A 26,221-nucleotide genomic window follows, 5' to 3' on the forward strand; every position below is an offset into this window, starting at 1 on the left:
GCCATCTTTACGAAAGCGGCTGCTGCTCTTCCTGTTCCGCGCTCGTCGCCTCCGCGTTCATCGCCTGACGCTGTCTGGCGGTCGCGGCGATGTGGCGTTGCAGGTCCGGGTCCTTGTCCATCAGCTGCTTGAAGTCGGCACGCGACAGAACGAGGAGGTTGCAATACCCAAGGGCGTGGACATCGGCGGTGCGCGGTTCGCCGGTAAGCAAGGCGATCTCGCCGAAGACATTGCCGCGGCCGAGACGGATCCGCTGGGTCTCTGTGACCACCTCAACCGCACCCGATGAAATGAAATAGGCCGCATCCCCCCGTTCGCCCTGGGCAATCAGATGATCGCCCGGCACGGCGAAGCGAGGGCGCATCAGATGCGCGATCTTCTCGATCCGTTCGCGCGGCAGGTCCTGGAACATCGGCAGTTGAGCGGTGAGTTCCACGGTGCGCATCCCCATGTCGAGCTTCGGGCGCGCCTCGGCGCGTGCGCGGGCCTCCTGCACCGCCTTTGCCAGACTGGAATAGAGCTCTTCGCCAATGAGGTTTTGTGACAGAAGACCGCGATAGGCGTCTTCCTCCAGCCTGAGCGCCGCCCTTTGCAGGAAGCGTTGGTCGAGGCTGTCCGCATAGTCGGGATATTGCAGGCGCAGCGCTTCCAGCGCGGTTGTTGTCGCCTCATGACGGTTGAGCAGGATTTCGTTCAGGATCTCCGCCACGCGCTCTCCGAGCAGACCGGAGATTCGTTTTCGGTTGAATGTGGTGAGCTCATCAAGACCGATCCGGCTGAGCAGCAGCATTTCGTAGCGGTCGGCAAGCAGCCGGGCGAGCCAGCCCTCGTATTTCAGCCGGCGCTGGCACCATTGCGCGATCCGCATCGTGCGCGGAAAGGCGAGTGCGTCGCGTGCGGCGCGATTGTATTCGATACGCCCCCCCGCCCTGGCACGGTCCGCGATGTTGCCGATCTTGGCAAGCAACGTCTCCGCCGTGTGGATGGACGCCGTGCGCTGGCGCAGGTGCCGCAGCACGATCTCGCGTTCCCGGTTGGAGATCGAGACTAGCCCGACGGTGATCCGATCGCGGTCGAGAATATCCACTTCCGCCGGCGTCGCACCCGGCGCGTCGGCGAGGCGCTTCCTGTAGTCGGCCTGAACGCGCTCGGCCACGGGGCCTGCGATCCGGTATTCCTGCGCGGCCTGCGCCACCCCGTCGCGGACATTGGAGCCGGCAAGTTCGAGCACCTGGCTGCGCATGGCGCTGTCCAGCGGAGACAGCCGGTCCAGGCCGAGGAGCTTGATCAGTGGCTTCAAGGTGGTGCCGTAGACCAGCAGCGTGAACAGCACGAAGCCGGTTGCGAGAACCGCGACGAATTGCTGGACTTCAGGGTCGATGGCATCGTTTTCCGTGACACCCAGTGCCAGCGTCAGGGTGATCGCGCCGCGCATCCCGCCCCACAGCATCACCGTCATGAACGGAAAGCTGACCGGTTGCGAGAGCCTGAGCAGGCTGAGCAATGGCAAAAGGCCGAACAGGACGACCGCTCGCGCCACCAGTGCCGCGACAATGACGATCGCCAGCAAAAGCAGATCGTCCAGGCCGATGTCGACGAGAAGCTTGGGGATCAGGATGGAGGCGAGCATGAAGATCAGCGACGAGGCCCAGAAGGCGATCTGCTCCCAGACGTCGTTGAGATAGGTCCAGCCGTCCGGCGTCACCCGCGACGGTCCGGTCAGGTTGATCACGATTCCCGCCATGACCACGCCGACCACGCCCGATACGCCGGCGAGATACTCCGCGCTCACATAGACCAGATAGGGCAGGGCAAAGCTCAACGTCACCTGGGCAAGGCGGAAGTCTCGCACCAGCGGCAGCAGGTGGACCAGGGCCTGTCCGGCGATGTAACCGATGGCGATCCCGCCCGCGAATTTCCAGAGAAACAGGCTGAGACCGCTTGCAAGATCTGCGGATTGTTGGCCCGTCAGCGCGCCCAGCAGGATGACGAAGAGGGCGATGGCGGCGGCATCGTTCAACAGGCTCTCGCCCTCGACCAGGCGTCCAAGGCGTGCCGGTGCGCCGATGTCGCGAAAGATCGACACGACGGCGACCGGGTCCGTGGTCGCCACGATCGCGCCAAGAAGCAGACAGGCGATGAGGGAGAGCCCCGCGAACGGCGCGAGCGCCAGTCCGATGAAGGCGGTCGCGACCAGAACGGCAACGACGGCCATCACGAAAATGACGACGCCATCCTCCGCCATGCGGCGCACGTCGAGCGTCAGCGTCGTTTGAAACAGAAGCACCGGCAGGAAGATGTTCAGGATGCCCTGCGAATCCAGCGGCAGGTTGACGAAGACGTCGGCAATCTCGTTGAAGGCGTTCGTACGCGGTGTGTAGAGGAGCCAGGCAGCGAGCAGGCCGATGGCGACGCCGACCAGCGCAAGAAGCACCGAAGAGGTGACCTTCAGCCGCTGCGCAAGCGGCTGAATCAGCGAAATCAGCACGAGCAGGCCGGCAATGGCGGCAATGAACAGCGGCGCTTGCATGACGTGGCTACCTCAAGGGATTTCCGGGCGGACCGGCGACCATCTGCATGTAGTGAACCAGGATTAAGACCGCGTTCTCAGCCGTTGTCCGACGCCGGTTCCGGCGGAACCGCGGGGCGTTTGCCCTTTCTTTCCGACAAGCCGATTCCCATCAGGACGAGCACGAGTGCAGCGGCATGGTAGAAGTGGAAAGGCTCTCCGAGCAACGCCACGGCGAGGAACGACGAGAAGATCGGGACCAGATTGATGAACACGCCGGCTCGACCCGGCCCGATCAGTTCCACGCCGCGCATAAAGAAGATCTGGGACAGGAACGAGGGAAAGATCGTGATATAGGCGACGACGAGCCAACCCTTTGCGGTCGGCCATTGCTGTGTTCCCTGAACCAGTTCGATTGCAAATACTGGAACCGAGACGATTGCCGCGATCACCGAGAGCACTGTGAAGAACACCATGCCCGAGACCGCAGGGCGTTTGCGCAGCAGGACCGCATAGAGCGAGTAGAGCAGGCAGGCGGTGATCATCAGCGCGTCGCCCGGATTGATTTTCAGTTCCGCGAGGCGTGACAGGTCGCCTTGGCTTGCGATAAAGGCCACGCCGCTCATGGTCAGGACCACACCGCACGCCTGCAGCGCCCGGATCGGGGTTCGCAGGATCGCCAGCGCACCGAGGAGCACGAACATCGGCATCGAGCCCTGGATGATCCCCAGGTTCAGCGCGGTGGTGCTGTGGGCCGCGATGTAAAACAGCGCATTGAATGCCGTAAAGCCGAACATGCCCATCAGCACCATCACCGGCAGATACCGTTTCAGGATCGGCCATTCCGCTTTGACCTGGCGTCCGTAGAGCGTGACCATGAGCGCGGACACCGCCAACCAGCGCAGGAAGACGACCGCGAGCGGCGATACCTGATCGATCGCCAGCCGCCCGGCAATGGTGTTGCCCGCCCAAAACAGCGCGGTCAAAGACAGGAGCAAAATCGGTTGCGCGAAAAACCACGCACGAAGAGTGTGATGGGAAGGAAGCATGAACCAGCCGGTCGTGGAAATCGGGAAACGGCACCGCCCGCACCGCGTGGCGGCGCATCGTGATTGGCGCCGCCGCCAAAGCCAAACGACCGTTACGCGGCCCGTTTCGACTGACGACACCGGTATCGTATGACGAATTGCGCGGTGTGATGCAAGCGCGGGCCGGCGGAGCTTGGGGGAGGGGCTGCCTTAGCGGACATGCGCCGATGTTGATTTGTTCCGATTTGGATCAAGTCTTTTCGATTTGTGTCAGATTGACCGGGTGCCGTCCGTTTGGGAAAGTCCGGAAACGTCATTTGTCCGGCGCGGTTGCGGCCGCGCCGCTGAAACACAGCACAGGGAGTGTCCGTGGCCATGGACCGTATCGAGATCGCTGGACTGAAGGTCGATGCCGAGCTTCACCGTTTTGTCGAGGACGAGGCGCTGGTTGGAACCGGCGTGTCGTCGCAGGATTTCTGGAGCGGCTTGTCACAGATCATCCACGATCTTGCGCCCGCAAACCGCGACCTACTGGAAAAGCGCGACGCTTTGCAGGCGCGCATCGATGACTGGCACAAGGCCCATCCCGGTCCGGTCGATCTGACGGCCTACAAGACCTTCCTGAACGAGATCGGGTATCTGGTTCCCGAGGGCGAGGCGTTCTCCGTTACCACTCAAAATGTCGATCCGGAGATCGCGACGCTCGCCGGGCCGCAACTCGTCGTGCCGATCACCAATGCACGCTATGCGCTGAATGCGGCGAACGCCCGTTGGGGGTCGCTCTACGACGCGCTCTATGGCACCGATGCGATGGGCAGCACGCCGTCCGGCGGCGGCTATGATCCGGCGCGCGGTGCCGAGGTGATCGGCTTTGCGCGCGCCATCTTGAACGAGCGTTTCGCACTCACTGGCGACTGGAGCGACGCGACCGGCCTGTCCGTCGTCGATGGTTCCCTGCAGGTTGCCGGTGGCGCTGGGGCGGTGATGACACTGGTCGATCCGGCGCAGTTCGCCGGCTATCGTGGCGATGCCGCAGCGCCGGAGGCGGTGCTTCTGGTCAAGAACGGCCTGCATGCCGAAGTCGTGATCGACCGGTCGAGCCCGATCGGCAGCACGGACGGCGCCGGCATTTCCGACATCGTTCTGGAATCGGCCGTCTCCACCATCATGGACTGCGAGGATTCTGTTGCCGCCGTCGATGCCGAGGACAAGGTCGTCGCCTATCGCAACTGGCTCGGCCTGTTGAAGGGCGATCTGGTCGCGAGTTTCCAGAAGGGCGGCAAGACGGTGGAACGCCGCATGGCCGGCGATCGCGTCTATACCGCGCCGGCGGGCGGCGAGCTTCGCCTGCACGGCCGGTCTCTCATGCTGGTGCGCAATGTCGGCCACCTGATGACGACGCCGGCGATCCTCGACCGCGACGGCGCGGAAGTGCCGGAAGGCATGCTGGACGGCATGATGACCGCGCTGATCGCCATGCAGGACATCGGCACCGGCGGCCCGGATGGCGGCGGGCGGCGGATGAACTCGCGTGCCGGCTCGCTTTATATCGTCAAGCCGAAGATGCACGGGCCGGAGGAGGTTGCCTTCTCCGAGACGCTTTTCACCCGCATCGAGCAGGCGCTGGGCCTTGAGGCCAACACGCTGAAGATGGGCATCATGGACGAGGAGCGCCGCACCACGGTCAACCTCAAGGAATGCATTCGTGCGGCTTCCGCGCGCGTGTGCTTCATCAACACCGGCTTCCTCGACCGCACGGGCGACGAGATGCACACCTCAATGGAAGCCGGCCCGATGATCCGCAAGGGCGACATGAAGTCCTCCGCCTGGATCCAGGCCTACGAGAACTGGAACGTCGACATCGGGCTGGAGTGCGGGCTTCCTGGCCACGCGCAGATCGGCAAGGGCATGTGGGCGATGCCCGACCTGATGCAGGCGATGCTGGAGCAGAAGATCGGCCATCCCCGGTCCGGCGCGACAACGGCCTGGGTTCCCTCGCCGACGGCGGCCACGCTCCATGCGCTGCATTATCACGTCGTCGATGTCGCGGCGCGCCAGGTCGAGCTGAAGTCGCGCGGCCGGGCGAGCCTCGACGACATCCTGTCGATCCCGGTGGTCGAACGTCCGAACTGGTCGGCGGATGAAATCCAGGCCGAGCTCGACAACAACGCGCAGGGCATCCTTGGCTATGTCGTGCGCTGGGTCGACCAGGGCGTCGGCTGTTCCAAGGTGCCGGACATCAACGACGTCGGCCTGATGGAGGACCGCGCCACGCTGCGCATTTCCTCCCAGCACATCGCCAACTGGCTGCGCCACGGCGTTTGCAGCGAGGATCAGGTGATGGAAACCATGAAGCGCATGGCGGCCGTCGTCGACGGGCAGAACGCCGGTGACCCGCTCTATCATGCGATGGCGGGCAACTTCGATGGCTCCATCGCGTTCCAGGCGGCATGCGATCTGGTGTTCAAGGGCCGCGAGCAGCCGTCCGGCTACACCGAGCCGGTGCTGCACGCCCGGCGTCTCGAGGTGAAGGCGGCGCAGCGTGGCTGACCCGATCTGTCACGGTTTGAAAGCAAGGCGCGGGTCGGTTCGGATGGGCCGCCCCGTTTGCGTCAGTGCGGAGACTTCCGGAAGGACCGACTCATGCGTTCGTTCAGCATGATGCCGGACACGTCGCGGCGCAGCAGCGTCTTGAGACGGTCCTGTTCCGCGGCGTTGTAGACGAATCGCCAGCCGGAGTGCGCTCCGTTGCGCCAGCGCTGCTCTGCAAGCAGTTCCAGCCCGTAGGCAAGAATGGCGATGCGCGCGCTGATGGCGAATTTCGGCAGGTCCGGACACCGGATGCGGCAACCGGTCAGGCTGACGTCGAGCATGCGCGCCGAGATCGGACCACGCATGGTGATGACCATGACCTGGGTCGAGCCTTGCGCCCTCGGGGTCGAGCGCCGTTCATCGACAATCGCCTCCGAGCGGCGGGTGCCGGATGATCGCGAAGCAAGGTTGGCCATGCCGTTTCCTCTTGCCCGGGCCGCTCCGCCGCGGCTGCACGACAGGCCCTGTCGGGCGACATCATTGTGAAACAGAACCGTGAAAATCAAGCGGCTTGCGAAAACCCGCAGGCAGTTTCACGTCAAATATCTGCGATACTTACGAAAATGGACCGAAAGCCAGCCGAGAAAACGGGTCTTTCAAGAGCATGGTGTCCGGCCTCTCCTTCCGTTGGGGCAAGAAGCGAATCGCGATGCGCTCACGCGGGAAGCGTGACGCACGCCTCAAGTCCGCCTTCGGCCCGGTTTTCCAGCGTCAGCGATCCGCCGTGCGCCTGGACGATGGAGCGGGCGATCGACAGCCCGAGTCCGATGCCGCCGGTGTCTTCGGAGCGAGATTCCTCCAGCCGCACGAACGGATCGAAGACATCGCCAAGCCGGGTTTCGGGTATGCCGGGCCCGCGGTCGCATACCCGGATTTGCACCGTATCGCGTGCCGCCTCGACGGAAAGCTCGGCGGTCTCCGCGTAGCGCACGGCATTGTCGATCAGGTTGCGCAGGGCACGCTTGAGACTGAGCGGGCGGAAACGGGCGACCACCCGTGCCTGGGGCGGGGCGAAGGAGACCTCGCACCCCATGTCCCGGTAGTCTTCCGCAATGGTGTCGATGAACTCGCCGAGATCTATCCGCGCCGCCGTTTCCTTTGCGGCCTCGTCTCGGGCGAATGCCAGGGCGGCCTCGACCATGCGCTGCATCTCATCGAGGGTCTCGATCATCTTTTCGCGGTTTTCCTCGTCCTCGATGAACTCCGCGCGGATGCGCAAGGATGTGATTGGCGTGCGCAGGTCGTGGCTGATCGCGGCGAGCATCCGGGTGCGGTCGCGCACGAAGCGGGTGAGGCGGTCCTGCATCACATTGAAGGCCCGAACGGTTCCGCGCACTTCCGTCGGGCCGGTTTCGGCAAGCGATTCGACATCCTCGCCGCGTCCCAGTCGTTCGGCCGCCGCTGAAAGCCCGCGCAACGGGCGTGTCAGGCGCTGGATGGTGAAGGCAACGACGCCGACGATGGCAAGCGCCATCAGGCCAATGGAAACCAGCAGCGGATAGAAGGAATGTGTCGGCAGGCGAAAGCGCGTCGCCGCGTTGAGCCAGCGGCCGTCGGCGAGCGCGACGCTCATCGTCAGCGAGAACGCCCCGTTGCGCCGGCGCTTGCCATACCGCTCGCGCCGCTCCGCGCGATCATGATCGCGAACGCGATCCCGGTCGCGAAGGAAGCGCGGCCCCGGCACGACGTCGACGCGGACGTCCCGATCTGCGCCGAGTTCGTCCTTCAGCAGCTGGACGAACCGGCGCTCCCCCGCGCGCTCGCCGCTTTCCGCCACGATCGGCCGGTCGTCGACGCGAAACCACAACAGCGGGCTGGAGACCGCCTGGAGAATGTCCGCGTGCTGAGCCTGTGGAGTTGTTTCGAGCAGCCGGACAAGCGAGGCCGTGCGTGACAGGAACGTGGTGCGCGCCATTTCCACGAGTGCGAGCCGCCGCTCCCCGGCAAACAGCCAAAGGGTCAGGCATTGTGCGACGATCAGCGCGATCAGCAGGAGCGCGATCAATTGGCCGCCGAGCGAGGCAGGCCAGAGCCGGAACCGTTCATTGTTCATGACACGCTGTCCCGCACGTCGGCGGTGAAGGTATAGCCGCCGCCCCATACAGTCTTGATCAGCTCGGGCGTCTTGGGATCCGGTTCGATCTTGCGCCGCAATCGGCTGACCTGATTGTCGATCGAGCGGTCGAACACCCCGGGCGTGCGCCCGGACGTCAGGTCGAGCAGTTGGTCGCGCGACAGCACCATGCGCGGACGCTTGAGAAAGGCGACCAGCAACTGGAACTCGCCGCTCGAGAGCGGCACGGCGACGCCGTCCCCACCGGTGAGCAGGCGTTTGGGAACGTCGAGAGTCCAGCCGGCGAACGTCAGCGTTTCGACGTCCACCGGGTCCCGGTCGCGCGGAACCAGCGCGGCGCGGCGCAGCACGGCACGGATACGGGCAAGCAGTTCGCGCGGGTTGAAGGGCTTGGTGACATAATCGTCCGCTCCGATCTCCAGTCCGACGATGCGGTCGGTGTCCTCGGCCATGGCGGTCAGCAGGATCACGGGCACGGTTCCCGTCTCGACCAGCGAACGACACAGCGACAGGCCGTCTTCTCCGGGCATCATGATATCGAGCACGATCAGGTCGACGGCGGCGGACTTCAGGAATTTGCGGGCCTGTGCGGCGCTGTCGGCGACGGAGGCGCGCAGTCCGCTCTTGCGCAGGTAGCGCGCGAGCTGTTCGCGAATGTCGCGGTGGTCGTCCACCACCAGAATATGTGGTTCGTGCTCACTCATGTCCTGAACTCTTTCGGCCGGCTCTTCATACGCTCGCTGTCGCCTTCATCCCTTTTTACCTCTAACGCGCCGGCCGGGAGACTTGCGTTTGTAATCAAGTGTAACAGCCTGACAGGCAGGCATACCTTGCGACAAAAAGGCCGGTATGCGGGCACAATTCTGCGACATGCGCTCCCTAGGTCTGGATCATCGCATTCACAGCCGAAAGGATTATTCGCGATGACCAGGTTCAAGAAGATCGCAGTCGCCGCTCTTGCCGTGACCCTCACCGGCGCGGTCGCACTGCCCGCGATCGCCGATCGCGGAGGGCATGGCTGGGGCAAGGGCTCCGGCCACAAATGGGGCATGTCGCGGGGCCATCACAGTGGCGGACACGGGCGCGGCATGATGGCGATGCGTTTCATGGAGCGCTTCGACACCGATGCCGACGGCAAGGTCACGCAGACGGAGATCGACGCGACCGTCGCCGAGATGTACGGCGCGGCCGACGCCGATTCCAGCGGTGGCGTGACCCTGGAGGAGTTCAAGGCAGCCTACGCTCGTGAACTCTCCGACCGGAAGGTGCGCGCGTTCCAGCGTCTCGACACCGATGGCGACGGCTCGGTCACCAAGGCCGAATTCGAGTCCCGCGGCGGTGGCATGAGGGGTCGCCGGGGACAGGGCATGCGCCCGGGAATGATGGGCCAGGGCCAGGGAATGCGACAAGGCATGGGCCAGGGCAGGATGGGCCAGGGCATGGATGACGACGACCGTCGTGGTCGCGGTATGCGCGGCGACGGCAAGCGCGGTCAGAACCAGGCTGGACGTGAAGCCCGGCAAGAGGCTCGCGAGGCACGGCAGGCGGCCCGTGCAGCGCTGTTTTCTGAGGCAGACGCCAATTCCGACAACGCCCTGTCGCTCGACGAGTTCGAGGCTGTCTGGGTTGAGCGCTCGGACCGTCGCATGGTGCGCATGTTCCAGCGCCTGGACCGCGATGGCGACCTGACCGTCACCAGGACTGAGGTCGAGGGCCCGACGTCGAAGATCGTCTCGAGGATGGATCGCAACGGCGACGGCGCCCTTTCGATGGAAGACCACCGGCGTCATGGCGGCAAGTGGGGCCAGGGCAAGCGCGGCGGCAATTGAGGCCGGGCTTGCTGTCGGGCGATTCGCCCGCGCGCTAAGGAAAAGCAACGCCGCCGCGACCCTTATCGCGGCGGCGGGACAGACAGGGCGAAGGCCCTGTCTGTCCGCGTTTTCAGTCCGCGACCGCCGCGAGACAATCCGCTTGCGGGAAATTCCGGTCGAGGTGCAAAAAATGCGCTTTTGACCCAAGTTTTTTCTTGAAACCGAAGCCATGTTGATTCATACAACTCTTGCCCAAATTCGCACGTGCCCGTGGTCGTCCAATCGAATTTCGATGGCAGCAGCTCAACAGGGCCCGGACCCAATTCCGGAGAGAGCAGCAAAACGGACGGCTTAAAGCAACGACGTAAGAGGGCTTTTTTGGTCTCTGCCGGGTTTCCAAGTCCCGGGGTCACTGAAGAGGCACTTATTACATCATTGCCGGCCGTGCGGTTCGGACCTCCGATCCAATCCAAGGCATTCATCGCGGGACGGCCACAGGCGTTCATCCGTTACGGATTGCGACCCGATGCCCGACCGTCTGCACATGTTGTCAGCCGTTGTCCGTCTCCATAGCGGGCAGCCCCGCTCGGCCACATGCGCGACCCTGCGAACGGAATTTGTAAACGGGTGACTGCCATGACGGAGCGTATCGAGAACTTCCTGCGCCAGCGACGAGACGACGGACCCTGTGTGGTCGTGGATCTCGACATCGTCCACGACAACTATCTCGCCTTCGAGCGGGCGCTCCCCGACACGCGCGTGTTTTATGCCGTGAAGGCCAATCCGGCCCCGGAAATCCTCGGCCTGCTCGAGCGCCTCGGTTCCTGCTTCGACTGCGCCTCGGTCGCAGAGATCGAAATGGTGCTGGCCACCGGCGCGACGCCCGAGCGTATCTCCTTCGGCAACACCATCAAGAAGGAGCGCGATGTCGCCCGCGCCTTCGAACTGGGCGTGCGCCTCTTTGCCGTGGATTGCGAAGCCGAAGTGGAGAAGATCGCCCGCGTTGCCGCCGGCTCACAGGTGTTCTGCCGCATTCTGTGCGACGGCGCCGGCGCCGACTGGCCGCTGTCGCGCAAGTTCGGGTGTGCGCCGCAGATGGCCCCCGACGTTCTGGAGCATGCCCATCGCCTCGGCCTCGTCGCGCATGGCGTGTCGTTCCACGTCGGCTCGCAGCAGGCCGACGTCGAAGCCTGGGACGGTGCGCTGTCCTCCGCCGCCGCGATCTTCCGCGAGATGGCGGAGCGGGGGATCACCCTTTCGATGGTCAACCTGGGCGGCGGCTTCCCCGCACGCTACCTCAAGGACATCCCGGGCGTTCCCCACTACGGCGAGGCGATCCTGCGCGGTCTCAACACCCATTTCGGCAACCGCATCCCGCAGACAATCATCGAGCCGGGCCGCGGCATGGTCGGCGACGCCGGCATGATCGAGGCGGAAGTCGTCCTGATTTCGAAGAAGTCGTCGGACGCGGACGAGATCCGTTGGGTCTATCTCGACATCGGCAAGTTCAACGGCCTTGCCGAGACGATGGACGAGGCGATCCGCTACCCGATCCGCACCGACAAGGACGGTGACCGCAAGACCCCTTGCGTGCTGGCCGGCCCGACCTGCGACAGTGTCGACGTGCTTTATGAAAAAGCGCCCTACGAACTGCCGGTCAGCCTGTCCATCGGCGACAAGGTGCTGATCGAGGCATGCGGCGCCTATACGACGACCTATTCGTCGATCGCGTTCAACGGCTTCGACCCGTTGCGCTCCTACGTCATCTGACTGTTTCACCCCACCTTGTTCAATTCCGGCAATCGGTCGCGCAAGCGGCCGATTGCTGTCATCGTGCTGCCGTATCGCGTGCCGAAAGTGGCCGTGCACCGCGCAAAAGAACGCAAAGGATCGCCGCCATGAGCAACGACGACACACCCGTGGTCACCAAGCCCCGCCGCAAGCCCGCGCCGCGCGGCGCCGCGAAGACCGCCGCGACACCTGCTCCGGCAGCCGAGAAGGCGATGGACGCGCCCGCTCCGGCAGCGCCCGCCTATCCGGTCCACGGCACGATCTCCGGTCCCATCGTGATGATCGGCTTCGGCTCCATCGGCAAGGGCACGTTGCCCCTGATCGAGCGGCACTTCGGCTTCGACGCCGCGCGGGTGACGGTGATCGATCCGGTCGATACCGACCAGGCGATGGTCGAGGAGCGCGGCTACCGCTTCTCCAAGGTGGCGATCACGCCCGACAACTACCGTGATGTGCTGACGCCGCTGCTGACCGAAGGCAAGGGGCAGGGGTTTTGCGTCAACCTGTCGGTCGATACGTCCTCGCTCGACCTGATGAAGCTCTGCCGGGAGCTTGGCGTTCTCTATGTCGATACGGTGGTCGAGCCCTGGCTCGGCTTTTATTTCGACACCTCTGCGGACAATGCATCGCGCACCAACTATGCGCTGCGCGAGACCGTGCGGCGCGAGAAGAAAAAGAACCCCGGCGGCACCACGGCCGTATCCTGCTGCGGGGCCAATCCCGGCATGGTGTCCTGGTTCGTCAAGCAGGCGCTGGTCGACATCGCCCGCGACACGGGGCGCACCTTCGAGGAGCCGACAACCCGCAAGGGCTGGGCGAAGCTGATGAAGAAGGTCGGCGTCAAGGGCGTCCATATCGCCGAGCGCGACACCCAGCGCGCCCGTATGCCGAAGCCGATGAACGTGTTCTGGAACACCTGGTCGGCGGAAGGCTTCCTGTCGGAAGGCTTCCAGCCGGCCGAGCTCGGCTGGGGCACGCATGAAAACTGGAAGCCCAGGAACGCGAAGAAACAGAAGAAGGGCTGCAAGGCGGCGATTTTCCTGGAGCAGCCCGGCGCCAACACGCGCGTTCGCACCTGGTGCCCGACGCCGGGCGCGCAGTACGGTTTCCTCGTCACCCACAATGAGTCGATTTCCATCGCCGATTTCTTCACTGTGCGCGACGGCAAGAAGGTCGTCTATCGCCCGACCTGCCACTATGCCTACCATCCGGCGAACGATGCGGTTCTCTCTCTGCACGAACTCTTCGGCGCCGCCGGCCAGGTGCAGCCGAAGCTCCATGTGCTCGACGAGACCGAAATCGCCGACGGTATCGACGAGCTCGGAGTGTTGCTCTACGGCCACGCGAAGAACGCCTACTGGTACGGCTCGCAGCTCTCCATCGAGGAGGCCCGCAAGCTCGCCCCCTATCAGAACGCGACCGGCCTGCAGGTGACCTCCGCCGTGCTTGCCGGCATGGTCTGGGCTTTGGAAAACCCCACCGCCGGCATCGTCGAGGCGGACGAGATGGACTATCGCCGCTGCCTGGAGGTGCAAAAGCCGTATCTCGGTCCGGTGAAGGGCTATTACACCGACTGGACCCCGCTCACCGATCGTCCGGGCCTGTTTCCCGAAGACATCGACGAGAGCGATCCCTGGCAGTTCCGCAACGTGCTGGTGCACTGAGCGAGCGGCGCGCAGACCGTTTCCCGCGCCCCCGGCCCCGGACCTGCCGGTTCGCGGCCGGGGGCGCGTTCGTCTGGACGTCGCCCTGGCGAATGACTACAACCCTGCGTATACGGGCGGTCGATCCGGGGGGAGCCGCGATGCAAGGATGCGAGACAGCATGAAGCCGACCAATCCGGTGTTCACCGGCCTTCCCATCACGATTTTCGAGACCATGTCGCGTCTTGCCATTGCGCATGGTGCCATCAACCTCGGTCAGGGCTTTCCCGATGTAGACGGGCCGGAGGATGTGCGCCGCATGGCCGCCGATGCACTGATGGCGGGCCCGAACCAGTATCCGCCCATGCTCGGCCTGCCGGAGCTCAGACAGGCGGTGGCCGCTTCGAACAAGCGCTTCTACGGGCTCGATGTCGACTGGCAAACGGAAGTCATGGTGACCTCGGGGGCGACCGAGGCGCTGGCCGATACGCTGATGGCGTTGCTGGAACCTGGCGATGAAGTGATCCTGATCGAGCCGCTCTACGACTGCTATCTTCCGATGGTGAAGCGGGCGGGCGGGATTCCCGTCCGCCTGCGCGTCACCCCGCCGGACTGGCGGCTGAACATCCGGGCGCTCGAAGACGCCTTCACCGAAAACACCAAGGCGATTCTGATCAACAACCCGATGAACCCGGCCGGCAAGGTGTTCGCCGTCGAGGAGCTGGAAGCCATCGCGCGGCTTTGCCTGGAGCACGGGGTCTACGCGATTTGCGATGAGGTCTACGAGCACCTTCTGTTTGATGGGCGGGAGCATCTGCCGCTGATGGCGATCGAGGGCATGCGCGAGCGCACCGTGCGCATCGGCTCGGCCGGCAAGACCTTTTCGCTGACCGGCTGGAAGGTGGGCTACATCACTGCGGCGCCGAATCTTCTGGAGCCGATCGCCAAGGCGCATCAGTTCGTGACCTTCACCACGCCGCCCAACCTGCAGCGCGCCGTTGCCTACGGCCTTGGCAAGGACGGCAATTATTTCACAGGCCTGCGTGACGACATGCAGGCCAAGCGCGACCGCATTTGCCGTGGCCTTTCGGCGCTGGGTTTCGGCGTTCTGCCCTGCGACGGCACCTATTTCGCCACATGCGACATCGCCCCGCTGGGGATTGACGGCGACGACGCGGAGATCTGCCGGCTGATGGTGGAGGACGCCGGTGTCGCCGCCGTTCCGGTCTCAGCCTTCTACGTGGCCGACGCCCCGACGAACTATATCCGCTTCTGCTTCTGCAAGCAGGATGCCGTGATCGATGCGGCACTGGAACGCCTCGGGGCCTGGCTCGCAAACCGCGCCGTGGCGCCGGTCGCCCTTGCAGGAGAGGCTTGATATGGACAATCCGGTTCTGGTCGAGGTCACGCGCGGCACCGCCGTGGAAAGCCGTCACCGCGGCGCGGTCGTCATCATGGACGCCGACGGTGGTCGCGTCGCGGCCCTGGGCGATGCCGACTGGCAGGTGTTTCCGCGTTCCGCGATCAAGGCGCTTCAGGCGCTGCCGCTGGTGGAATCCGGTGCGGCCGATGCCCTCGACCTGAGCGAGGCGGAGCTTGCCCTTGCCTGCGCCTCGCACAACGGCGAGGCGATGCATGTCAACGCCGCCCGGGTGATGCTGATGAAGGCGGGCACCGACGAGACCGCGCTGGAATGCGGCAGTCACTGGCCCAAGCGCATGGAGGACGTCGCAGCGCTTCACCGCGCCGATGCCTCGCCCTGTCCGCTGCACAACAACTGCTCGGGCAAGCATGCCGGCTTCGTCGGCCTTGCGCGCACGCTCGGGGTTGACCCGCGCGGCTATGTCGAGCCGGAGCATCCGGTGCAGCGCGAGGCGCGCGCCGCGATGGAAGAGATGAGCGGCATGTCCTTCGCCGACATGGCGCGCGGCACCGACGGCTGTTCGATCCCCACCTATGCCATGCCGCTCGACCGGCTGGCCTATGCCTTCGCGCGGCTTGGCACCGGAACCGGGCTAGACCCCGTGCGTGCCGAAGCGGCGCAGCGGCTTTATGACGCTTGCACCTCCGTTCCCGAGATGGTCGCCGGAACGGAGCGTTTCTGCACCGACGTGATGCGCGCCTTCGCCGGTCGCGTTTTTGTCAAGACCGGCGCGGAAGGCGTCTTTACCGCCGCGGTTCCCGAACTCGGCGTCGGCATCGCGCTGAAATGCGAGGACGGCGCCACGCGCGCGGCGGAAACCATGATGGCGGGTGCGCTCGCGCAGCTGCTCGATCTCTCCGACGACGAACATGCGGTCCTTGCGCCCTGGATCGCTCCGCGTCTGGTCAACTGGAATGGCATCCATGTCGGCGATGTCCGGGCCGTGGCCGGAGCGCTGGACGCCTTGCAGGCCTGAGCCCTGCGGGTCTTTTCAGCGCACGAAATTGCCGCTGACGGCGAGATGCGGGAAGCGCGTGGCGGCATCGCCTTGCGTCAGGTCGCCCGTGGTCGCTTCCTTCCAGCGATGGCCGACAACCGCGCCCTGGCTGGCGCCGGAGATCATGTTGTTGGCGATCAGCGCCGGACCGGCGCCCTCCACGACGGTGACCGCCACGCCGATGGGACAATCACGCAGCACGTTGGCGGTTGCCGCCACATCGCGCAAGTAAGGTCCCCAGCCCATGTGCAGCCCGATGCGCGCCGCGTTTTCCACCACATTTCCGGTGAGTGCTGTATCCGCCTCAACGGCAATGCCGATGCCGAAGCCCTGCACCTCGGCCGGATAGGGGCCGGTGTCGACGATGTTGCGCACGATGTTGCCCGAACAGGTCGCGAGCCGGCCGCCGTCCAGGAAATTGGCGATGGAAATGCCCATGGCGCCGCCGTCGACCAGATTGTCGGCGATCACCGCACCCTGGAAGGCGAACTCGGAGTAGATCGCGGTTTCGCCGGAGCGCAGGCACGAGTTCCCCCCGATGATGATCCCCGAGCCGGCGTTCGAGCGGATCGCCGAAAAAGCGCAATCCGCCACGCGATTGCCGCGAACGATTACGTTGTGGGCACGGAAAATATTGATGCCGTTGCCGTACTGGCCGGTGCCGCCGTTCCGTGCGGCGATCCGTTCGACGCGGTTGCCGGAGACGATCGTCCCGTCCTCGCCCTCGCTCCAGCGGTGGACCAGAATGCCGCCGTTAGCGCAGTCGTGCACATGATTGTCTGAAATCGCCAAACCGCGCGCCTCGACCGAGCGCAAGCCCGCCTGACGTGCGCCCGAGATCGTGGTTTCGCGAACCCGGCCCGAGCAACGGTCGAGCGCAAGCCCGGTCTTGGAGCTGCCGGTCAGGGTGCATCCCTCGATTGTCAGATCCTTTGCGTCTGCGAAATGCAGCAGGGCAGGGGCATACTCGCCGATCATGCGGTTGCCGCCGTCGAAGTGAATGCCCTCAAGGCCGACCGAGGATGCCTTTTCGCAATAGATCAGGTGTCCGCCGCCCTGGTAGTCGAACCGTGTCTGACCGGGCAGGCCGACGAGGCGCGCGCCCGAAGGCAGACGCAGGTTGGCCACTGTGTAGCGGCCGCCGGGCAGGAACAGCGCGCGTCCGCGCCGGGCCGCAGCATCGATGGCTTGCTGCATCAGGCTGCTTTGATCGTCTGCCGCTCCTGGACGAATGCCGAATTCGGCCGCGTCGATGGTGCCGCGCAGATCCGCGACCCGCACGGCCGCGCGCGCGGGAAAGGCGACCCCCGCAAGGCCCGCCGCCGCCCCGAGGAGCACGGAACGCCGGGTAAGCCCGGTGTCGCGGGTGGATATGTGCCGTATTCTGCCGCTGGTCTTGCTCATGCCCGGGACGAGGCAAGCATCATGCCGGCGGCGAGTGTCCCGTTTTGGTGCACTGCGCGGTCGTGAAATTCGATCCCCGACCGTCGGGCGTCATGATCGCATCAGGGAGCGGTCCAGATGATGCGCTGGATCGCCGCCTGCCTCAGCTGGTCGCTGGGCGGCAGCCGGTCGAAGGGCCCGTCATATTGCGAGATCGCATAGACCAGCGTGACGTTCTTGCTGCCATCGGCCTTGCAGATCGCCATGCCGCGCCAAAGGCTGCGCCCGACCCGGCAGTCGCCGCGCGAGGTGCCCACTTCCGCAAATGTCATGCCGATGCGCTCGCCATTTGGACCCTGCAGGTGATGGGTGACACCATGCACGGCGCGCACCTTTCCGCCACGGCCCTTGTAGACCTGAAGCACCTGAAAACCGTCCGAATTGAAGGCGCCGATGGCCCATTCGGTCTTGCTTTCGATGGCGGACTGAAAGCCCTCGGCCGAAAAGCCCGGGAGAGCCTGTTCAACCGACTTTTCCGAATAGACTGTCTCGGAGGTTATTCCGCCCGCGCCTGCATCCGTGATCTTTACGAGTGTGATATTCGAGGTCCTGGCGACGGAAACGGGGCCGGTCGGGAGCGTCGGCGAACACGCGCCTGTCAGGACTGACGCCATAAGAACCGGAAGAAAGCGTTGAAAAAGCCGCATGGCGCCTCTCGTTGTGGATGCTGACGGCGCGTCGCCCGCAGGGCAGGGCACGGTCGCCGCACCGGACTTAGCATTCGAGCCGGCCCCGCGAAAGCCCTGCAGACCGCTCTTGCGGACGCCGGCGGCACGCGGGTGGGGAGGTCTCGCCGCGCAAGGTCGGCTGCCGGGCAGCCCGCCTTGGAATTGTCAATTTTGACGAGCTTCAAAAAAATCACGAGGAGACTTGCTGCAAGCCGGGAACAATTGAACCGTTTCATGGAAGAAACTGTTAACGTAAAGGTTGCAAAAACGATTTATGCGCCCATTTAATCAACACAATCACCAGGCTATGCTATTGTCGTGCGGACGAGAAAAGTTAAGGTTCGCCAAAGAGATCGCATGATTTGCAGAATCGGTCGCGCAGGCTGCAATTGTCTTTTGACGGCCTTCGATCAACAAGCCGCCCGTTGAAGGCGGTTCGAACCGAAACAGCGATACTGGTAAAGATTCGGGATTGGAACGGAGCTGGGGTACAATCTGTTGGAACGAATTTTCGAAAAGCATCCACGGGGGCTTGTCGGATGGGACGTGCGCGCTGGTGTTGCCGGGACAGCGGGCTCGTTCGGGGCGTCCTGCGGTTTTGACGCAGTGAATGAGTTTCAAATCGACCGACAGGATTGCCTCGGGTCTCCAGGAGCCGTGGCGACATGACGGAAAGGCAGGAACGCATGGCCGACCCTTCGGAAATGCAGGCGCGGGCAAAGGCAATCGCCGATGCCCAGACCGGCAAGCACGTCCTTGACATCATCGAGACCCAGCTTCGCAGGCTGGGCGCGACCCATATTCTCGCGGCGGGCCTGCCGATGCCCAACAGGCCGATCAACGGGCTCGTTCACCGGTTCCGCTGGGCGGACAATCGCGCCGGCGGCATTGAGCGCTCCGAGCTGGATACCAATGACAGTGCGCTGATGCTCGGGCTGATGCGGACCCGTCCGTTCATCTGGGATGTGAACGAGGGCGACATGTCCCATTCCGAGCTTCTCGCCTCGCTTGGACGCAACACGCAGGTCGTGGTAGTTCCGGTAACGGAGACGCATCCGTTCCAGGCTCTTGTTCTTGGCGGCGGGGCTCATCTGGAAGCCGGCAAGATCGAACTCTCCAATCTGGAACTGATTTGCAATGCCGCCTTTCGCCGCCTGATCGAGCTTGGGGTGATTTCGGCACAGCGCCCGGGAGATCTTTCGGCGCGCGAGCGCCGGGTTCTGGAACTTACCGCGCTTGGCAAGACAGCGAGCGATATCGCGGCCCTTCTCGAAATCTCGCAGCGCACGGTGCACGCCCACCTTCAAAACGCGAGCGCCAAGCTCAATGCCTCCAACAAGACCCATACCGTGGTCGAGGCGCTGCGATACGGGCAGATCAAGCTTTGAAAAGTCCGGCACGGTTCGCCAGGGCCGTGCCGATGCCTGGACGCGCCCGCCCCCTTGCGGCACGCCTGATTGCGCCGTCCTGAAGACGACGCATTCTCCTTCGACAGGCCACTGCGATTGCGCTTTTTGCGGGCAGTGGCGCGCTCGCCCCGGATGCGCATTCGGCTTTTGGAACATCATGAGCGCCCCGACAACGCGGATTCGCGCCTATGATCCGGAAACGGATCTGAAGAGGCTTTCCGGCATCTGGCTCGATGCGTCGCTGCTGGCGCATGCCTTTGTCGGCAGGCAGCGCCTGCGTGAGCAGCGGGTCCGGATCGAGACCGAGTATCTCCCCAACGCGGAGACCTGGGTCGCGTGCCGGGGAGACGGGCCGGTCGGGTTCATCAGTCTCCTGGACGACTTGATCGGCGGGCTGTTCGTCGCTCCGCGTCATCACGGACAGGGGATCGGCCGGGCTCTCGTTGCGCATGCCTTGGCCCTGAAAGGCGAATTGTCGCTGGAGGTCTATACCGCCAACACGCCGGCCGTGGCATTTTATCAGGCGCTCGGCTTTCGCGAACGCTCGCGGCGGGCACGGGACGACGAGGACATGCCGTTCGAAAACGCCTGTATGGTCCTGAAGCGGTGATGCATGGACGCCCATTGCGTCTTCACGTGCCGGGGACACTTCGGTGCCTATCGCATCGCCTGCAACGGTATTAGGGTCAGGACCTGTTGCTATGACTGAAATGGCGTTCGAGATGACGAGAGATGCAAGGAAAAGCCCAAAGAGCGGGGCCGTTCCCCCGGTCGAGGGCTTTGACGCCGCAGGTCGACGTCAGCTCGAGCGTCCTTCGGATCGGGCGGATCCGCACGGGATACCATGTCGCAATCCCTTGAAAGGCCTCGGCCTTCCTGCGGGCCTGCTTCTCGTATCCGCACACATCCGCTCCGACCATCGCAGTCATATCAACAGGTCCTGACCCTAGGGTGTGAGCGCCTGCCGCCGTCACTTTCGTGAAATCCCATGAAAACAATCTCCGGTTTCCCTCTCACTGCTGCGTTCGGACGGCGCGCATGACCGCCTCCAGACACGACGATGCCTTGCGACTCGCGCTTGGCGGCCTGTGCGCGCTGGCCGTGGCGATGGGCATTGGCCGTTTTGCGTTGACCCCGATCCTGCCGTCCATGAGCGCAGGGATCCCGTTGAACGCGTCTCAGGCAGGGATGATCGCCTCCGCCAATTTCCTCGGGTATCTGGTGGGCGCACTCGCCGCCATGTCCCTTGCAAGGTCTGCGGTGCGCACCGGATTTCGGGCAAGCCTTCTCGCCAGTGTTGCGACGACCGGCCTGATGGCCGTGGACGATGCGCTGCTGTTTCTCGCCATTGTGAGATTTCTGGGCGGTGTCGCCAGCGCCGGCGTTCTGGTCTGCTCTTCCACCCTGGTGCTCGAACGGCTGGCGCGGATGAACCGGGCGGGTCTCGCCGGCCTGCATTTTGCCGGTGTCGGTGTCGGGATCGCGCTGTCGGCGGCCCTGGTGGGAGTGCTTGTCGGCAACGGCGCGGCGTGGCAGGGGCAGTGGATCGGATCGGGCATTCTTGCCGCGGTGCTGGGCGTCGGCGCGTGGATCTGTCTTGTCACGGTGGATGATGAGCCGGCCGGAGCCGGCCCGGCTCGCGTGGAGACGCATCGCCCGCCGATAGAGCGCGCCACCCGACCGTCTGCGACCCTTGTGCGCCTTGCCGCCGCCTATGCGCTCTTCGGGATCGGCTACGTCGTGACCGCCACATTCCTGACGAGTATTCTTCGGGCATCGAAGACCCTGGCCGTCTACGAGACGCCGGCATGGGCGGCGGTCGGCCTGTCGGCGGCCGTGTCGGTCTGGATCTGGGGGCGGGTCGCCGCGCGGCTTGGCGGCATGCGGGCCTTTTCCCTGGCCTGCGCCTTGGAGGCGGTTGGTGTGGCCGCGAGCGTGCTGGTGCCGGGCGCCGCCGGTGCCGTCCTCGCCGCCATCCTGCTCGGCGGCACCTTCATGGGGATCACGTCGCTCGGGCTTGTCGAGGCGCGGCGTCTGTCCGGCGGTGACCCGAAAACCGTGCTCGGCCTGATGACCGCCTGTTTCGGTGTGGGGCAGATGCTGGGGCCGACCCTTGCCGGCTACGCGGCCGATCTCACCGGAAGCTTTTACTGGCCGTCACTGTGCGCGGCGGGGCTTCTCGCGATTGCGGCACTCCTGACACGACGTCCGGCGCGGGCCTGAAACGGGCAGCGCCGGACGTTGGAGACGCGCGATCAGCGCTGTGCGAAATCCCAATAGAGTTCCCTTGCGCGGGCCGCCATCGGGCCGGGCTCCATGTCGCGATCCTCGATGCGGTTGACGGGCACGACCTTGTAGTAGTTCCCGGTGCAAAAGATTTCGTCGGCATCGAGGAAGTCGCCGTAGCCGAGCGTGCGTTCGTGCACCACCGTTCCGGCGTCGCGCAACAACTGGACGACGCGCTGGCGCGTGATGCCGTTCAGGAACGTCCCGTTCCAGGCCGGGGTGTGCACCTCGCCGTCCTTGACCATGAAAACATTCGCCGTGGTCAGTTCCGCGACGTTGCCCAGCATGTCGAGCACGATGGCGTTGTCGAAGCCGCGCGACCTGGCCTCGACGATGGCGCGCGCGTTGTTGGGGTACAGGCATCCGGCCTTGGCGTTGACCGGCATGGTCTCGAGCGTCGGCCTGCGGAACGGGGACAGCGTCAGCGAAATGGCGGTGTCCGGCGGCGCCATCGCCGCCTCGAACAGGCACATGCAAAACCGGGTGCTGTCCGGGTCCGGGGCGATCACGCCGGGACCTTCGCCTTCGGCCCAGTACATCGGCTTGATGTAGACGGCGGCGCCGGGCGCGAACCTCGCCATGCCCTCGTTGGCAAGCTCGATCATCTCGCCGACCTTCATGGTCGCCTTCATGCCGAGCGCGACGCAGGAATCGTTGAGCCGCTGGCAATGCAGATCAAGATCGGGGGTCAAGCCATCGAACCCGCGCGCGCCGTCGAAGACGCTCGACCCAAGCCAGGATGCATGACTGCGCGGCCCCATCATCGGCGGATTGCCGTCCAGCCACTGCCCGTCGATCCAGTTCCAGGTCTGCGACCACTCGGCCATACCGCTCTCCTTGGTTGAATTCAAAGTCGTGAATGGTCGGGATCGAACGCCGATCCCTCTGCAAGGTCAAGACCCTGCCGTACATATCGGTAAAAAGAGGAGGATTGTTCTTGGATTTTTTCACTGCGGGACAGGATTGACCTCCAGCCGTCGGATTCTGAAATTTTCCCATTGCGTTTGATCCGCCGCGCGATTTCCACCGGCCGGAACGGATTTCGGTTCCCCTCTCCCATTGTGTTCACGATATGTTCGGTTTGATCGCGGCAATCGAAACTCTTCGGGGAGACGGATATGGAACAACGGCTCACGCTGGTGACACTGGGCGTTGAGGATGTCGCCGCAACCAGGCGGTTCTTCGAGGACGGGCTTGGCTGGCGCGCCGCCGGATTCGACAGCGCCGAGATCGCGTTTTTCGACACGGGATCATGTGTGCTTGGCATTTTGGGGCGCGCGGCATTGGCAAAGGATGCCAGCGTCGAAGACGATGGCGGACAGTTCCCCGCCACATCAATCGCCTGGAATGGGCGCAGCGAAGCCGAAGTCGACGCCGCCTTTGCCCGCGCTGTTGCTGCGGGAGCCGAGGCGGTAAAGCCGCCCGAGGCCGTGTTCTGCGGCGGATACTCGGGCTATGTGCGCATTCCCGGCGGCCATTTGCTCGAACTGGCCTTCAATCCCGCCTGGCCGCTCGATGAAACCGGACGCATGCAGGTGCCGCTCCCGGCCGAATGATCTCCGTGACCGCCGGATGAATTGTGCATTGCACAAAAGCATTGACCTGAGCCGGCTATGGCTGTTTGCTCAGCAGGTGATCAAAAAATCGGCACCAACCCGAGTTCCGCTCATGTCGCAACCGCTCGCCAAGCCTGTTTCCGCTTTCGTCTTCGATGCCTATGGCACGCTCTTCGACGTGCATGCGGCGGTGCGTCGCCATGCCGGGGACCTCGGGCCGGACGCGCAACGCCTGTCGTCGGTGTGGCGCGACAAGCAACTGGAGTATTCCTGGACGCGGGCGCTGATGGACCGCTACCTCGATTTCTGGACGCTGACCGAACAGGCGCTCGACACGGCGATGGCGATCGTCGGCAAGAGCGACGCGGACTTGCGCAAGCGCCTTCTCGACGCCTACTGGAAGCTCGATTGCTACGAGGAGGTGCCCGCCGTTCTCAAGCGTCTGAAGGACGATGGCCATCGTCTCGCGATCCTGTCGAACGGCTCACCGTCAATGCTGGAATCGGCGGCGCGCGCCGCCGGCATCGACGACCTTCTCGACGAGGTGTTTTCGACCGATCTCCTGAAGACCTACAAGACCCGGCAGGACGTCTACGAGATCGTCACCAACCATTTCCGTGTCTACCCGGAGGCCGTGTCCTTCCAGTCGTCCAACCGGTGGGACATCGCCGGTGCCACCGCTTTCGGGTTCCGCACCGTCTGGGTGAACCGGACCGGCGCTGCGGATGAATACGCCGACCTGCCGCCGGTCGCTGTGCTCAATGATCTCAACGGGTTGCTTGCGCTGAGTTGAGGCGCGAGCCGGGAACGCAAGCCCGGCATCCCGCTCAGGTCTCGCTGCGCTTGATCCACTTCGGCGTCTTCGGCGCTTCATAGCGTTCAAAGGCAGCGAGCAGCGCGTCGGGCGTTTCCTCCACCGCGACCATCGCCCGCATTTCCGGGCGCACGAACTCCTCGTCGCGCTGCAGGTCGAGGAACGCCAGCAACCCGTCGTAGAAGCCCGACACGTTCAGCAGGCCGCAGGGCTTGCGGTGGTATCCGAGCTGGCCCCAGGTCCAGATCTCGAACAGCTCCTCCATCGTGCCGGCGCCGCCGGGAAGCGCGATGAAGCCGTCCGAAAGATCCGCCATCATCGCCTTGCGCTCGTGCATGGAGGAGACGACGTGCAGGGCGCTCAAGCCTTCGTGCGCCAGCTCCTTCTCTTCCAGCGCGATCGGCAGCACGCCGATCACTTCGCCGCCCGCCGCCAGAGCCGCGTCGGCGACCACGCCCATCAACCCGACCTTGGCGCCGCCATAGACCAGTCGCCGGCCGCTTGCCGCGATGGCGCGGCCCGTGGCGGCCGCGGCCTTCTGATAGTCCGTTCGTCGGCCCATGCTGGAGCCGCAGAAGACGCAAATCGATTTCATCCGGTGTCCTGTCGTGCGGTGCGACGTGCCGGCGCCGCGATCCGGGCGCCGGCGCGGGGACTTCAGTCTTGCGAAAGCGCGTCGAGCACGCGCGCCCAGGAGCGGATGCCCTTGTGATAGCTCGACATCTCGTATTTCTCGTTGGGCGAGTGCACCTTGTCGTCGTCGAGACCGAAGCCGATCAGCATGGAATCCATGCCCAGCATCGACTTGAAGTCGCCGACGATGGGGATCGAACCGCCGCAGCCGATCAGCGCGGCTTCCTTGCCCCATTCCTCGGTCAGCGCCTGACGGCCCTTGGCAAGCGCCGGGCTGTCGAAGTCGAGGCGGAGCGCCGGGCTGCCGCCGTGCTTTGAGAAGCTGACCTCGCAGTCGTCGGGCAGGTGCTCGCGCACATGGGTGCGGAAGGCGAGACGGATCTGGTCCGGGTCCTGGTCGCCGACGAGGCGGAACGACAGCTTGGCGTGCGCCTGCGAGGGGATCACCGTCTTGAAGCCGGCGCCGGTGTAGCCGCCCCAGATGCCGTTGATCTCGCAGGTCGGCCGCGTCCAGATCTGCTCCAGCGCGCTGCGATCGGCCTCGCCGGCCGGATGCTTCAGCCCGACGCCGCCCAGAAACGTCTCATGATCGAAGCCGAGCGCATCCCACAGCTCGGTCACGTCTTCGGGCATGTCGATCACGCCGTCGTAGAAATGCGGCAGCGTCACCTTGCCGCTTTCGTCGTGCAGCCCCGCGATGATGTCGGCGAGCACATGGATCGGATTGCGCGCAGCGCCCCCGTACATGCCCGAATGCAGGTCGCGGTCGGCGGCGGTGATGGTGATCTGTTCGCCAACGAGCCCGCGCAGCATGGTGCTGATCGCCGGCGTCTCGCGGTCCCACATGCCGGTGTCGCAGACGAGCGCCAGATCGCAGGACAGCTCCTCCTGGTTGGCCTCCAGGAAGGGGTGCAGCGACGGCGAGCCGCTCTCTTCCTCGCCCTCCAGCAGCACCGAGACGCTGAGCGGCAGGCCGCCGGTCTCCGCGACCCAGGCGCGCGCCGCCTCCACGAAGGTCATCAGCTGGCCCTTGTCATCGGCGGCCCCGCGCGCGACGATCATCTTCGTGCCGTCCTCGCGGCTGACGACGCGCGGCTCGAACGGGTCGCATTCCCACAGATCGAGCGGATCGACCGGCTGCACGTCGTAGTGGCCGTAGAAGAGCACATGCGGGCCGGGCTTGTCCGTGTCGGTCTTGTGGCCCACGACCATCGGATGGCCGTCGGTGTCGCGCACGGTCGCGGCAATGCCGATCCCGGTGAGTTCGCGCGCCAGCCAGTCGGCGGCGGCGCGGCAGTCGCCCTTGAATTCGGGATCGGTGGAGATGCTCTTGATCTTCAACAGGTCGAACAGGCGGGAAAGCGAGGCGTCGAAATCGGCGTCGATACGCGCGAGAACCCGGTCGAGATGGGACATGAAACGGCTCCGGTGAGACAGGAATGCGCCGCGCCGGGCGAGCCCGTGCGAGACGCGAAATTGGAAAGGCCGCCAGATGGCCACAGATCGGCGGGACTGGCAAGGGGAGGGGGAGGCGGAGCGATGCG

Annotated in this window: 21 protein-coding genes; 11 read left to right on the forward strand and 10 right to left on the reverse strand. The window is 64.7% G+C overall.

Annotated features, from left to right (window positions below; genetic code table 11):
* Window positions 1-7: 7 nt before the first annotated feature.
* Together BLU32_RS04255 and BLU32_RS04260 are read right to left on the reverse strand one after the other, a co-directional pair.
* Window positions 8-2,530 (reverse strand): cation:proton antiporter, encoded by a 2,523-nt coding sequence (locus BLU32_RS04255; RefSeq protein ID WP_093805142.1) that lies wholly within the window; start codon window positions 2,528-2,530, stop codon window positions 8-10.
* A 77-nt stretch (window positions 2,531-2,607) separates the two neighbouring features.
* Window positions 2,608-3,558 (reverse strand): DMT family transporter, encoded by a 951-nt coding sequence (locus tag BLU32_RS04260; RefSeq protein WP_172838529.1) that lies wholly within the window; start codon window positions 3,556-3,558, stop codon window positions 2,608-2,610.
* Between the two features lie 354 nt (window positions 3,559-3,912).
* Here BLU32_RS04260 and BLU32_RS04265 point away from each other — a divergent pair, with 354 nt between their 5' ends.
* Complete coding sequence (locus BLU32_RS04265) at window positions 3,913-6,087, forward strand: malate synthase G (RefSeq protein ID WP_093805143.1); 2,175 nt, start codon at window positions 3,913-3,915, stop codon at window positions 6,085-6,087.
* Window positions 6,088-6,149: 62 nt separating this feature from the next.
* Here the strand turns inward: BLU32_RS04265 and BLU32_RS04270 are convergent, their stop codons facing one another.
* The 3 genes from BLU32_RS04270 to BLU32_RS04280 all read right to left on the reverse strand — a co-directional run bounded on the left by BLU32_RS04270 (window position 6,150) and on the right by BLU32_RS04280 (window position 8,907).
* Complete coding sequence (locus BLU32_RS04270) at window positions 6,150-6,545, reverse strand: PilZ domain-containing protein (RefSeq protein ID WP_093805144.1); 396 nt, start codon at window positions 6,543-6,545, stop codon at window positions 6,150-6,152.
* A 239-nt stretch (window positions 6,546-6,784) separates the two neighbouring features.
* Complete coding sequence (locus tag BLU32_RS04275) at window positions 6,785-8,182, reverse strand: ATP-binding protein (RefSeq protein ID WP_093805145.1); 1,398 nt, start codon at window positions 8,180-8,182, stop codon at window positions 6,785-6,787.
* The gene (locus BLU32_RS04280) at window positions 8,179-8,907 is read right to left on the reverse strand and encodes a response regulator (RefSeq protein WP_093805146.1); all 729 of its coding nucleotides are present in this window, start codon (window positions 8,905-8,907) and stop codon (window positions 8,179-8,181) included. The genes BLU32_RS04275 and BLU32_RS04280 overlap by 4 nt, the downstream gene beginning before the upstream one ends.
* Before the next feature lie 219 nt (window positions 8,908-9,126).
* On the opposite strand from BLU32_RS04280, the gene BLU32_RS04285 reads away from it, so the two are divergent.
* The 5 genes from BLU32_RS04285 (at window position 9,127) to BLU32_RS04310 (ending at window position 15,847) form a co-directional block, all read left to right on the forward strand.
* Window positions 9,127-10,032, forward strand: a complete 906-nt coding sequence (locus BLU32_RS04285) for an EF-hand domain-containing protein (RefSeq protein WP_172838530.1) — start codon at window positions 9,127-9,129, stop codon at window positions 10,030-10,032.
* A gap of 618 nt (window positions 10,033-10,650) precedes the next feature.
* Window positions 10,651-11,784 (forward strand): type III PLP-dependent enzyme, encoded by a 1,134-nt coding sequence (locus BLU32_RS04295; RefSeq protein ID WP_093805148.1) that lies wholly within the window; start codon window positions 10,651-10,653, stop codon window positions 11,782-11,784.
* 299 nt (window positions 11,785-12,083) lie between these two features.
* Entirely contained in the window at window positions 12,084-13,469 is a 1,386-nt protein-coding gene (locus tag BLU32_RS04300) for a homospermidine synthase (RefSeq protein WP_093810561.1), read from the forward strand.
* Between the two features lie 160 nt (window positions 13,470-13,629).
* Window positions 13,630-14,826 carry an aminotransferase gene (locus BLU32_RS04305; RefSeq protein WP_093805149.1) on the forward strand — a complete coding sequence of 399 codons (1,197 nt, stop codon included), beginning with the start codon at window positions 13,630-13,632 and terminating at the stop codon, window positions 14,824-14,826.
* Window position 14,827: 1 nt separating this feature from the next.
* Window positions 14,828-15,847 carry an asparaginase gene (locus tag BLU32_RS04310; RefSeq protein ID WP_093805150.1) on the forward strand — a complete coding sequence of 340 codons (1,020 nt, stop codon included), beginning with the start codon at window positions 14,828-14,830 and terminating at the stop codon, window positions 15,845-15,847.
* 15 nt (window positions 15,848-15,862) lie between these two features.
* On the opposite strand, the gene BLU32_RS04315 is transcribed toward BLU32_RS04310, so the two are convergent.
* A complete protein-coding gene (locus BLU32_RS04315) occupies window positions 15,863-17,272 on the reverse strand; it encodes a TIGR03808 family TAT-translocated repetitive protein (RefSeq protein ID WP_093805151.1) in 1,410 nt (469 codons plus the stop codon).
* A gap of 101 nt (window positions 17,273-17,373) precedes the next feature.
* Window positions 17,374-17,958, reverse strand: coding sequence for a DUF1131 family protein (locus BLU32_RS04320; protein WP_093805152.1), 585 nt, complete (start codon window positions 17,956-17,958; stop codon window positions 17,374-17,376).
* Between the two features lie 686 nt (window positions 17,959-18,644).
* Here BLU32_RS04320 and BLU32_RS22250 point away from each other — a divergent pair.
* The 3 genes from BLU32_RS22250 (at window position 18,645) to BLU32_RS04335 (ending at window position 21,611) form a co-directional block, all read left to right on the forward strand.
* Window positions 18,645-19,367 (forward strand): LuxR C-terminal-related transcriptional regulator, encoded by a 723-nt coding sequence (locus BLU32_RS22250; protein ID WP_244501789.1) that lies wholly within the window; start codon window positions 18,645-18,647, stop codon window positions 19,365-19,367.
* A 178-nt stretch (window positions 19,368-19,545) separates the two neighbouring features.
* A complete protein-coding gene (locus BLU32_RS04330) occupies window positions 19,546-19,998 on the forward strand; it encodes a GNAT family N-acetyltransferase (RefSeq protein ID WP_093805154.1) in 453 nt (150 codons plus the stop codon).
* Window positions 19,999-20,426: 428 nt separating this feature from the next.
* Window positions 20,427-21,611, forward strand: coding sequence for a YbfB/YjiJ family MFS transporter (locus BLU32_RS04335; RefSeq protein WP_208976973.1), 1,185 nt, complete (start codon window positions 20,427-20,429; stop codon window positions 21,609-21,611).
* Window positions 21,612-21,643: 32 nt separating this feature from the next.
* On the opposite strand, the gene BLU32_RS04340 is transcribed toward BLU32_RS04335, so the two are convergent.
* Window positions 21,644-22,501, reverse strand: coding sequence for a branched-chain amino acid aminotransferase (locus BLU32_RS04340; RefSeq protein WP_093805155.1), 858 nt, complete (start codon window positions 22,499-22,501; stop codon window positions 21,644-21,646).
* A 291-nt stretch (window positions 22,502-22,792) separates the two neighbouring features.
* Here BLU32_RS04340 and BLU32_RS04345 point away from each other — a divergent pair, with 291 nt between their 5' ends.
* Entirely contained in the window at window positions 22,793-23,230 is a 438-nt protein-coding gene (locus BLU32_RS04345; RefSeq protein ID WP_093805156.1) for a VOC family protein, read from the forward strand.
* A 112-nt stretch (window positions 23,231-23,342) separates the two neighbouring features.
* The gene (locus tag BLU32_RS04350) at window positions 23,343-24,023 is read left to right on the forward strand and encodes a haloacid dehalogenase type II (protein WP_093805157.1); all 681 of its coding nucleotides are present in this window, start codon (window positions 23,343-23,345) and stop codon (window positions 24,021-24,023) included.
* Window positions 24,024-24,057: 34 nt separating this feature from the next.
* Here BLU32_RS04350 and BLU32_RS04355 read toward each other — a convergent pair whose 3' ends face one another.
* On the reverse strand, window positions 24,058-24,639 hold the full coding sequence (locus BLU32_RS04355) for a TIGR00730 family Rossman fold protein (RefSeq protein ID WP_093805158.1): 582 nt from the start codon (window positions 24,637-24,639) through the stop codon (window positions 24,058-24,060).
* A 62-nt stretch (window positions 24,640-24,701) separates the two neighbouring features.
* Window positions 24,702-26,093: a dipeptidase gene (locus BLU32_RS04360; RefSeq protein WP_093805159.1), complete on the reverse strand. Its 1,392-nt coding sequence runs from the start codon at window positions 26,091-26,093 to the stop codon at window positions 24,702-24,704.
* Window positions 26,094-26,221: the final 128 nt, after the last annotated feature.

This window comes from Stappia sp. ES.058, from assembly GCF_900105595.1.
In the GTDB taxonomy this organism is placed as follows: domain Bacteria; phylum Pseudomonadota; class Alphaproteobacteria; order Rhizobiales; family Stappiaceae; genus Stappia.

Bases quoted from the DNA above. Each gene is read 5' to 3' on its own strand.
- BLU32_RS04255 (WP_093805142.1), bottom strand. From the start codon at position 2,530: ATGCAAGCGCCGCTGTTCATTGCCGCCATTGCCGGCCTGCTCGTGCTG.
- BLU32_RS04260 (WP_172838529.1), bottom strand. From the start codon at position 3,558: ATGCTTCCTTCCCATCACACTCTTCGTGCGTGGTTTTTCGCGCAACCG.
- BLU32_RS04265 (WP_093805143.1), top strand. From the start codon at position 3,913: ATGGACCGTATCGAGATCGCTGGACTGAAGGTCGATGCCGAGCTTCAC.
- BLU32_RS04270 (WP_093805144.1), bottom strand. From the start codon at position 6,545: ATGGCCAACCTTGCTTCGCGATCATCCGGCACCCGCCGCTCGGAGGCG.
- BLU32_RS04275 (WP_093805145.1), bottom strand. From the start codon at position 8,182: ATGAACAATGAACGGTTCCGGCTCTGGCCTGCCTCGCTCGGCGGCCAA.
- BLU32_RS04280 (WP_093805146.1), bottom strand. From the start codon at position 8,907: ATGAGTGAGCACGAACCACATATTCTGGTGGTGGACGACCACCGCGAC.
- BLU32_RS04285 (WP_172838530.1), top strand. From the start codon at position 9,127: ATGACCAGGTTCAAGAAGATCGCAGTCGCCGCTCTTGCCGTGACCCTC.
- BLU32_RS04295 (WP_093805148.1), top strand. From the start codon at position 10,651: ATGACGGAGCGTATCGAGAACTTCCTGCGCCAGCGACGAGACGACGGA.
- BLU32_RS04300 (WP_093810561.1), top strand. From the start codon at position 12,084: ATGATCGGCTTCGGCTCCATCGGCAAGGGCACGTTGCCCCTGATCGAG.
- BLU32_RS04305 (WP_093805149.1), top strand. From the start codon at position 13,630: ATGAAGCCGACCAATCCGGTGTTCACCGGCCTTCCCATCACGATTTTC.
- BLU32_RS04310 (WP_093805150.1), top strand. From the start codon at position 14,828: ATGGACAATCCGGTTCTGGTCGAGGTCACGCGCGGCACCGCCGTGGAA.
- BLU32_RS04315 (WP_093805151.1), bottom strand. From the start codon at position 17,272: ATGAGCAAGACCAGCGGCAGAATACGGCACATATCCACCCGCGACACC.
- BLU32_RS04320 (WP_093805152.1), bottom strand. From the start codon at position 17,958: ATGCGGCTTTTTCAACGCTTTCTTCCGGTTCTTATGGCGTCAGTCCTG.
- BLU32_RS22250 (WP_244501789.1), top strand. From the start codon at position 18,645: ATGACGGAAAGGCAGGAACGCATGGCCGACCCTTCGGAAATGCAGGCG.
- BLU32_RS04330 (WP_093805154.1), top strand. From the start codon at position 19,546: ATGAGCGCCCCGACAACGCGGATTCGCGCCTATGATCCGGAAACGGAT.
- BLU32_RS04335 (WP_208976973.1), top strand. From the start codon at position 20,427: ATGACCGCCTCCAGACACGACGATGCCTTGCGACTCGCGCTTGGCGGC.
- BLU32_RS04340 (WP_093805155.1), bottom strand. From the start codon at position 22,501: ATGGCCGAGTGGTCGCAGACCTGGAACTGGATCGACGGGCAGTGGCTG.
- BLU32_RS04345 (WP_093805156.1), top strand. From the start codon at position 22,793: ATGGAACAACGGCTCACGCTGGTGACACTGGGCGTTGAGGATGTCGCC.
- BLU32_RS04350 (WP_093805157.1), top strand. From the start codon at position 23,343: ATGTCGCAACCGCTCGCCAAGCCTGTTTCCGCTTTCGTCTTCGATGCC.
- BLU32_RS04355 (WP_093805158.1), bottom strand. From the start codon at position 24,639: ATGAAATCGATTTGCGTCTTCTGCGGCTCCAGCATGGGCCGACGAACG.
- BLU32_RS04360 (WP_093805159.1), bottom strand. From the start codon at position 26,093: ATGTCCCATCTCGACCGGGTTCTCGCGCGTATCGACGCCGATTTCGAC.